Source organism: Micromonospora sp. RTBAU3-60 (genome assembly GCF_054963695.1).
Genome location: NZ_JBUEGB010000136.1, coordinates 1 through 7,917, shown reverse-complemented (window position 1 = coordinate 7,917; position 7,917 = coordinate 1). Strand labels below are relative to the sequence as shown.

The window sequence follows — 7,917 nt, the reverse complement described above, 5'->3', positions numbered from 1 at the left end:
CAAGCCGCACGGGATCCGCGGTGAGGTCACCGTGGAGGTGCGGACCGATGAGCCCGAAGCACGGTTCGCCCCGGGCATGGTGCTGCGCACCGAGCCCGGGGCGGTCGCGCCCGAGGCCCCCGGGGCCTACCGGGTGCCGACGGAGTTGACCGTCGAGTCGGCGCGCTGGCACCAGGGGCGGCTGCTGGTCGCCTTCGAGGGCGTGCTGGACCGCAACGTCGCCGAGGCGCTGCGCGGCACCCTGGTCGGCGTGGACAGCGCCGACGTCGCCGCGCCGGAGGACCCGGAGGAGTTCCACGACCACCAACTGGTCGGCCTCGCGGTGGTCAACCCGCAGGGCGAGCGGCTGGGCGAGGTGGCCCGGATCGACCACGCTCCCGCCTCCGACCTGCTGGTGCTGCGGCGTCCCGAGGGACGGACGGCGCTGATCCCGTTCGTCAAGGCGATCGTGCCCGAGGTCGACCTTGCGGGCGGGCGCGTGGTGGTCGACCCGCCCGGCGGGCTGCTCGACCTCTGACTGGAGCCACCCCTTCATGCGCGTCGACATCGTGTCGATCTTCCCGGATTACTTCGCCCCGCTCGACCTGTCGCTGATCGGCAAGGCCCGGGCGAGCGGCACCCTGCGGCTGGCCGTGCACGATCTGCGGAGCTGGACCCACGACGTGCACCGCACGGTCGACGACACGCCTTACGGCGGCGGGCCCGGCATGGTGATGCGGCCGGAGCCGTGGGGTGAGGCGCTGGACGCCCTCGTCCCCGCGGACGGCGACCCGCGGCCCCGGCTGCTGGTGCCCTCCCCGGCCGGCGTCCGGTTCACCCAGGCGATGGCGCACGAGCTGGCCGCCGAGCCGCACCTGCTCTTCGCCTGTGGCCGGTACGAGGGCATCGACCAGCGGGTGCTCGACCACGCGGCGACCCGGATGCGGGTGACCGAAGTCTCCCTCGGCGACTACGTGCTCTTCGGCGGCGAGGTGGCGGTGCTGGTCATCCTGGAGGCGGTCACCCGGCTGCTGCCCGGGGTGCTCGGCAACGCCGGCTCGCTGGACGAGGAGTCGCACGCCCACGGGCTGCTGGAGGCGCCGATGTACACCAAGCCGGCGACCTGGCGCGGGCACGAGGTGCCCGAGGTGCTCCGCTCCGGCGACCACGGGCGGATCGCCCGCTGGCGGCGCGACGAGTCCCTGCTGCGTACGGCGGCCCGCCGTCCCGACATGATCGCCGCACTGCCGCCGGAGAGCCTGGACAAGCGGGACCGGGCGGCGTTGGACCGGGGCGGATTTCAGCTGCCGCCGGGGGATGTGGCAAAGTAGAGGGGTTGCCGCATCCGTCCACGCCGTGGGCGGCTGCGAGGACCCTCGACCGGGGTCGGCGCCGCCGGCCACCACCCGAGGGTCAGAATCACCCATTCGCGCATCGACTGACGGTGCGCCGTGAGCCTCACGAGGACGCAGCGATGAACATCCTGGACGCCCTTGACGCCCAGTCGAAGCGCGTTGACATCCCCGACTTCCGTGCCGGTGACACCGTCAAGGTGCACGCGCGGGTTGTCGAGGGCAACCGGTCCCGGGTCCAGATCTTCCAGGGCGTCGTCATCCGCCGCCAGGGTGACGGCCTGCGCGAGACCTTCTCGGTCCGCAAGGTCAGCTTCGGCGTGGGTGTCGAGCGGACCTACCCGATCAACAGCCCGGCGATCGACCGGATCGAGGTCGTGACCCGCGGTGACGTGCGGCGCGCCAAGCTCTACTACCTGCGCGAGCTGCGTGGCAAGAAGGCCAAGATCAAGGAGCTGCGCGAGAAGCAGCCGGCGAGCTGAATTTCCGTTCGCCACGCCGCCTGACCTGCCCGTATGTCGTATCGACCGGAGTGCATTACCCTGGTCGCACGGGCGCAGGGGGCGGCGCGCCACGCGTGCTCGACGCGGTGGCACAGCGATCCACTACCGCCCGTGGGGTCTCCCGGCGAGACCCCCGGGCGGTAGTGTCGTTTCCGCGGACCGGGGGAGTGGCATGGCGCAGATGCTTGACGAGGACGGCACCGTCGATCCGTGGCGCCGGCGGTCCCGGCGCTCCCGTCGGCAGCTGCCCCTCTGGCAGGAGTTGCCCCTGCTCCTGGTGGTCGCCTTCTGCCTGGCGGTGCTGATCCGCACCTTCCTGCTCCAGGCGTTCTTCATCCCCTCCGGTTCGATGGAGAACACCCTCCTCATCGGCGACCGGGTGCTGGTCAACAAGGTCGTCTACGACGTCCGTGACCCGGCCCGGGGCGAGGTCGTGGTCTTCCGGGGCACCGACCGGTGGGTGGCCCAGGAGACCCCGGCGCCGCCGACCAACTTCGCCGGCAAGGTCGGCCGCACGCTCGGCGACCTGGTGGGGATCAGCCGTCCCGGCGAGAAGGACTTCATCAAGCGGGTCATCGGCGTCCCCGGCGACCGGATCTGGTGCTGCGACAACGGCCGGGTCGTGGTCAACGGAGTGCCGCTGGACGAGCGGGCGTACGTGTCGGAGGACTCCCCGGCCGAGCTGCCGCCGAACCCGAAGGAGTGCCGCTCCCGGCAGTTCACCGAGGTGGTCGTACCCCCGGGGCAGATCTTCGTGATGGGCGACCACCGACTGGTCTCCCAGGACGCCCGGTGCCAGGGCCCGGTGCCGATCGACAACGTGGTGGGCCGCGCCTTCATGATCGTGTGGCCGTCGCAGCGGTGGACCACCCTGCCGGTCCCGCAGACCTTCGCCGACCTGCCGCGACCCAACGCCGCGCCGGCCGGACCGGTGCGGGTCGATCCCGACCCGGTAGGGGGTGTCGTCCTGATCCTCCCGGTCACGGCCGCGCTCTCCGTTCTCGCGAGTTCAGGGCGACTGCGTCGCGCCCGGGGACGTAGGCTCCTCCCGTGATTGACGAGCAGACCGAAAAGCCGCGCAGCTCCTTCTGGAAGGAGCTGCCCATCCTCCTGGGCGTGGCGATCCTGGTCGCAGTGCTGGTACGGGCCTTCGTGCTGCAGACCTTCTTCATCCCGTCCCCGTCCATGGAGAACACCCTCAAGATCGACGATCGGGTGCTGGTCAACAAGCTGGTCTACGATTTCCGCTCACCCCACCGGGGCGAGGTGATCGTCTTCAAGGCGCCCACCGACTGGAGCGGCAACCCGCAAGGCGAGGACTTCATCAAGCGGGTGATCGGCGTCGGCGGCGACCACGTGATCTGCTGCGACCGCAGCGGCGGCAACGAGCGGCTGGTGATCAACGGCAAGCCGCTCGACGAGCCGTACATCTTCCCCGGCAACAAGCCCGCCGACCAGGACTTCGACATCACCGTGCCGGACGGCCGGCTCTGGGTGATGGGTGACCACCGGGAGGCCTCCGGCGACTCGCTGGAGCACTGGCAGCAGTCGGGCGAGGACATCAACGAGGCCACCATCCCCGAGGACCGGGTGGTCGGCCGTGCCTTCACGATCTTCTGGCCGGTCAGCCGGGCGACCTGGCTCACCGTGCCGAAGCAGTTCGACGGGATTCCCAATCCCTGACCCCGGAGGGCGTGGGCGTTCGTCGGACGCGTCTGGCAGGCTTGGGCGGTGACCGTCTACACCCCCCGTCGCGCCGCCCGGGTGCTGCTCGTCGACGCGTCCGACCGGGTGCTGCTGTTCGCCGGCACCGACCCGGGCCGACCGGGGCACGCCTACTGGTTCACCCCCGGCGGGGGGCTGGACCCGGGGGAGAGCCCGGCCGCGGGCGCGGCCCGGGAACTGGCCGAGGAGACCGGGCTGCGACTCACCCCGGCCGAGCTGGGCGCGCCGGTCTGGTCGGAGACGGTCGAGTTCCCGTTCGACGGCGTCTGGTATCGCCAGCAGCAGGAGTTCTTCCTGGTCCGGGTGCCCGCCTGGGAGGTCGACACGGCGGGCTTCAACGAGGTCGAGCGGGCCAGCGTCTCCGGCCACCGCTGGTGGTCGCTGGCGGAGCTGTCCGCCACGACCGAGCGCTGCTACCCGCCGGACCTGCCGGACCGGCTCGCCGCCGCGCTGGCCGAGCACCGGCCCGCCGCCGGAGGTGGGTCGTGCTGACGCCCCCGCGCACGGTGGTTCGCCGCGACGGCGGCCTCTACGCCCTCGAACGGGCCCTGCAACGGCGAGGCTTCCGGCACGTGGCCGGCGCCGACGAGGCCGGCCGCGGCGCCTGCGCCGGCCCCCTGGTGGCCGCCGCCGCGGTGCTGCCCGAGGGGCGGCGCGGCGAGATCGACGGGCTGGCCGACTCCAAGCTGCTCACCCCCGCCAGCCGGGAGCGGATCTACGACGAGGTGGTGGCGCGGGCCCTCGCGTACGCGGTGGTGGTCATCCCGGCCGACGAGGTCGACGCGCGTGGGCTGCACGTGTGCAACCTGGCCGCGATGCGCCGGGCGCTGGCCTCGCTCACCACCCGCCCGGAGTACGTGCTGACCGACGGGTTCGGCGTCGACGGGCTGGACGTGCCGGGGCTGGCGGTCTGGAAGGGGGACCGGGTGGCCGCCTGCGTGGCGGCGGCGAGCGTGCTGGCCAAGGTCACCCGGGACCGGATCATGGTCGAGCTGGACGAGCGGTACCCGGGCTACGGCTTCGCCGAGCACAAGGGCTACATCACCCCCGAGCACACCGCTGCGCTGCGGGAGCTCGGGCCGTGCCGGGAGCACCGCTTCTCGTACGTGAACGTGGCGGCCGTCTCGGGCCGGGACGGGCAGCCGCCCCGCTCCCGGCGGCCGGCTGCCGATAGCCCCGGCGAGGCGCTCGTCGGCGGCCCGATCGCGGCGCTCTTCGGTGATCCGGCGGAGGTGCCCGGCGGGGGCCCGGACGAGCCGATGGAGCGCTCCGGCGCGCCAGGGGGTACCGTCGGCGTGGCGTTGGGCGAGCGGGCGCGACCTCCGGCGCCGGTGGGGGAAGATGTGGTCATGGAAGGCGGAGTGCGATGAGCGCGGAAGATCTCGAGAAGTACGAGACCGAGATGGAGCTGCAGCTCTACCGGGAGTACCGCGACATTGTCCGCCAGTTCTCCTACGTGGTGGAGACCGAGCGCCGCTTCTACCTGGCCAACCAGGTCGACCTGCACGTCCGCAACTCGGACGGTGAGGTCTACTTCGAGGTGGAGATGCACGACGCCTGGGTGTGGGACATGTACCGCCCTGCGCGATTCGTCAAGAATGTCCGGGTGATGACGTTCAAGGACGTCAATGTGGAAGAGCTCGAAAAGCCCGACATCTCGCTTCCCGCAGACTCCGGATTCGGCGGCTGACCCCGGCGGGCGGGCCGACGCGCCGCCCGCCACCACGGCGGATCACTCCGCCAGCACCATCACCTCGACCCGCTGCACCAGGTTGTTGGCGAAACCACCCCGGTTCCACGGCTGCTCCACCGGCTGAGTGCGCCCGGAGGCGTCGGTCGCCCGCGCGCCCAGCGCGTAGCGCCCCGGCGTCGGGTGCCACTCGACGTGCCAGCGTCGCCACGCCCACGCACCCCCGGTCGGCCCGTCCAGGGTCGCCGGCACCCACGTCGTACCGCCGTCGAAGGTCACCTCCACCGCCGTGACCGGGGCGTGGCCCGACCAGGCCCGACCGTCCACCGTGCACGGACCCGGCCGCAGCACCCGGGTGCGCGACATGAAGTCCGGGAAGCCCGGCGGGCGGACCAGGGCCCGGGGCTCGATCCGGGTCACCGGCACGCCCGGGTCGTCGGCGTCCTGCCGCAGCCGATACGCCACGGCGTTCTGGTAACCGTCGAACGGCTCCGTCACCACCCGCACGTTCCGCAGCCACTTCACGTGCGCCATGCCGTACCAGCCGGGCACGATCAGCCGCAGCGGCGCACCGTGCTGGGGCAGCAGGGGAGCACCGTTCATCTCGTACGCGAGCAGCACCTCCTCGCGCAGCGCGTCCGCGACCGGCAGCGCCCGCTGGTAGTCCTGCTCGACACCGCGCTCCACGCCGTGGTCCGCCCCGGTGAACACCACGTCCACCGCGTCGGCGGCGAGCCCGGCCTCGCGCAGCAGCGGCGCCAGCGGCGTACCGGTCCACTCCGCGTTGCCCACCGCCTCCACCAGCCACGGTTGGCTGACCGGTCGCGGGTGCAGCAACGCCCGCCCATTGCCGGCGCACTCCAGGGTGACCCGGTGGGTGACCCGGGGCCGCTCCCGCAGCGCGGCCAGGTCCAGGGCGAGCGGTTGCCGCACCGCGCCGTCGACGGTCAGCGTGTGCGCCACCGGGTCCACATCCGGGATGTCGTAGTGGATGAGCAGGTAGTGCAAGCCGGCCGGAGTCACGTCGTAGCGGAGCGCCTCCAGCGGGATCCCGTGGTTACGCGCGGCCAGTTGGAGTTCCTCGGCGCTGATCGCCTCGCCCGGCTCGGCCACCCGGGAGGGGCGGCTGACGTCGTCCACAGTGGTCATCTCGGCTCCCTCGGGTCGGCCAGGGACGGCTCACGCCGGTCGTGGCCGACGAACTCGAACATCCGCACGCCGGCCGCCAGCGAACGGGGCGTACCGGTGAACCGGTGCACGCCCACCCCCACCCCGTCGGCGGGGCGGCTCACCGCGACCGGAGTGAACCCCGCCTCGGCGAACCAGTCGCAGATGGTGGGCACCAGATCCGGCTCCCGGCGGTGCCGGGTCCAGAAGACCGTGCCACCGGTGGCGCAGAGCGCGGCGCAGTGCCGCACCGTGGCCCGGACGTCGGCGTCGACGATGTTGCCGAACACCCCACAGACCAGCACGAGGTCGGCCGGGACGAGGTCCGCGTACCGGTCGGTCAGCGCCGCGTCGCCCGCCACCACCTCCACCCCGGTGAGGCCGGCCTCGGCGACGGCCGCCCGGGCCACCGCGACGTTGCGCGGATCCAGCTCGACCAGCCGGGCGGTGACGTCCTCCCGCCGGGGATGGGCGGCGAGCACCGGAATCAGGTCCCGCCCCTGGCCGGCGCAGAGGCTGATCACCCGCAGCGGACCGGCCGGTGCGACGTCCAGCGCGTCCCGGATCCGGCCCCGCAGCTCGGCGAGACGTCGGGACAGCGCCGAGCCGGGCTGGTCGTAGTCGGCGTGCCAGGCGTACCAGTCCTTCGTCACGCGGCCAGCATAGGGGCCGCCGCTTACCAGATCCGTCCCGCGCACGGGGGCCATCCACAGCTCACCCATCGTCCACAGTCACCGCGCCCGCCGGTCGCGGCGACCCACTTGCGACGGCAGAGTGGCGAAGGTGCCGAACCTGCTGCGCCGGGCCACCACGGCCCTCGGACTCCTGCTGCTGGTCGTCCCGCTCCCCGCCGGGCCCCGGCTAGCCATGGCCTCCGCCGGGGCCGCGTTCGCCCCACCGTCCGACCGGGCGGCGCCCCGACCGCTGCCGCCCACCGTCCCTGCCGGGGATCCTCGGCCGCCGGCCGACCCGGCGTCACCCCGCCCATCCGGCGTCGCGCGATTCGGCTGGCCGCTCGCCGGCACCCCCCGACCGGTACGCCGGTTCGACCCGCCGCCGCAGCCGTGGCTACCCGGCCACCGCGGCGTCGACCTGGCCGCCGCCCCCGGCGTCGAGGTCCGCGCCGCCGGCGCCGGGATCGTGCTCTTCGCGGGCCCGGTGGCCGGACGCCCCGTGGTCACCGTCGGGCTACGCACCACCTACGAACCCCGTGGACCCCCGCCTCCTGGCAGGCACCCCGGTCGGTGCCGGCACGCCGATCGGCAGCGTCCCTGATCAGCTTAGTGATCCTGAGTCGGATGGGGTTTCCGGGATCGTTTCCCACCGTGGTGGGGTCGCGTGGGCGTGGAAGTGGAATCCTGCGCCCAGGGCGGCTCCTCGTGGCTGGTGGCCGGGGGTGGGTGTGCTGGTCGTGTTCACGCTCTGGTGTCGGTGGGCTGCGCGGGGCAGCCTCATCCGGTCCGTTGGTGCGTGTCCCTCCGGACGCTTTCCCGCCTGACCT

The 7,917-nt window shown here is 73.0% G+C and carries 9 protein-coding genes and 2 pseudogenes; 9 read left to right on the top strand and 2 right to left on the bottom strand.

Going from position 1 to position 7,917, the window contains the following annotated elements:
- The 8 genes and pseudogenes from rimM to ACY34I_RS39685 form a co-directional block, all read left to right on the top strand.
- A partial coding sequence (rimM, locus tag ACY34I_RS39720; RefSeq protein WP_462760596.1) for a ribosome maturation factor RimM occupies positions 1 to 517 on the top strand: 517 nt, incomplete at its 5' end.
- 16 nt (positions 518 to 533) lie between these two features.
- Positions 534 to 1,310: a tRNA (guanosine(37)-N1)-methyltransferase TrmD gene (trmD, locus tag ACY34I_RS39715; protein WP_462760594.1), complete on the top strand. Its 777-nt coding sequence runs from the start codon at positions 534 to 536 to the stop codon at positions 1,308 to 1,310.
- 143 nt (positions 1,311 to 1,453) lie between these two features.
- Positions 1,454 to 1,813 carry a 50S ribosomal protein L19 gene (gene rplS / locus ACY34I_RS39710; RefSeq protein ID WP_073832528.1) on the top strand — a complete coding sequence of 120 codons (360 nt, stop codon included), beginning with the start codon at positions 1,454 to 1,456 and terminating at the stop codon, positions 1,811 to 1,813.
- 193 nt (positions 1,814 to 2,006) lie between these two features.
- A pseudogene (gene lepB, locus ACY34I_RS39705) lies at positions 2,007 to 2,875 on the top strand (signal peptidase I).
- Positions 2,876 to 2,884: 9 nt separating this feature from the next.
- A complete protein-coding gene (lepB, locus tag ACY34I_RS39700; RefSeq protein ID WP_462760592.1) occupies positions 2,885 to 3,517 on the top strand; it encodes a signal peptidase I in 633 nt (210 codons plus the stop codon).
- A 48-nt stretch (positions 3,518 to 3,565) separates the two neighbouring features.
- Positions 3,566 to 4,051: an NUDIX hydrolase gene (locus ACY34I_RS39695; protein WP_148794886.1), complete on the top strand. Its 486-nt coding sequence runs from the start codon at positions 3,566 to 3,568 to the stop codon at positions 4,049 to 4,051.
- Positions 4,045 to 4,929 (top strand): ribonuclease HII, encoded by an 885-nt coding sequence (locus ACY34I_RS39690; protein ID WP_462760589.1) that lies wholly within the window; start codon positions 4,045 to 4,047, stop codon positions 4,927 to 4,929. The genes ACY34I_RS39695 and ACY34I_RS39690 overlap by 7 nt, the downstream gene beginning before the upstream one ends.
- A complete protein-coding gene (locus ACY34I_RS39685; RefSeq protein ID WP_007075222.1) occupies positions 4,926 to 5,249 on the top strand; it encodes a DUF2469 domain-containing protein in 324 nt (107 codons plus the stop codon). The genes ACY34I_RS39690 and ACY34I_RS39685 overlap by 4 nt, the downstream gene beginning before the upstream one ends.
- A gap of 42 nt (positions 5,250 to 5,291) precedes the next feature.
- On the opposite strand, the gene ACY34I_RS39680 is transcribed toward ACY34I_RS39685, so the two are convergent.
- A complete protein-coding gene (locus ACY34I_RS39680; RefSeq protein ID WP_462760587.1) occupies positions 5,292 to 6,398 on the bottom strand; it encodes a sulfite oxidase in 1,107 nt (368 codons plus the stop codon).
- Entirely contained in the window at positions 6,395 to 7,069 is a 675-nt protein-coding gene (locus ACY34I_RS39675) for a methyltransferase (RefSeq protein ID WP_462760585.1), read from the bottom strand. Before ACY34I_RS39675 ends, ACY34I_RS39680 begins: the two co-directional genes overlap by 4 nt.
- 214 nt (positions 7,070 to 7,283) lie before the next feature.
- On the opposite strand from ACY34I_RS39675, the pseudogene ACY34I_RS39670 reads away from it, so the two are divergent.
- A pseudogene (locus ACY34I_RS39670) lies at positions 7,284 to 7,680 on the top strand (M23 family peptidase); the annotation flags it as partial.
- Positions 7,681 to 7,917: the final 237 nt, after the last annotated feature.

Excerpts from the sequence above, each read along its gene's own strand:
- trmD (WP_462760594.1), top strand. The coding sequence starts at position 534 with ATGCGCGTCGACATCGTGTCGATCTTCCCGGATTACTTCGCCCCGCTC.
- rplS (WP_073832528.1), top strand. The coding sequence starts at position 1,454 with ATGAACATCCTGGACGCCCTTGACGCCCAGTCGAAGCGCGTTGACATC.
- ACY34I_RS39685 (WP_007075222.1), top strand. The coding sequence starts at position 4,926 with ATGAGCGCGGAAGATCTCGAGAAGTACGAGACCGAGATGGAGCTGCAG.
- ACY34I_RS39680 (WP_462760587.1), bottom strand. The coding sequence starts at position 6,398 with ATGACCACTGTGGACGACGTCAGCCGCCCCTCCCGGGTGGCCGAGCCG.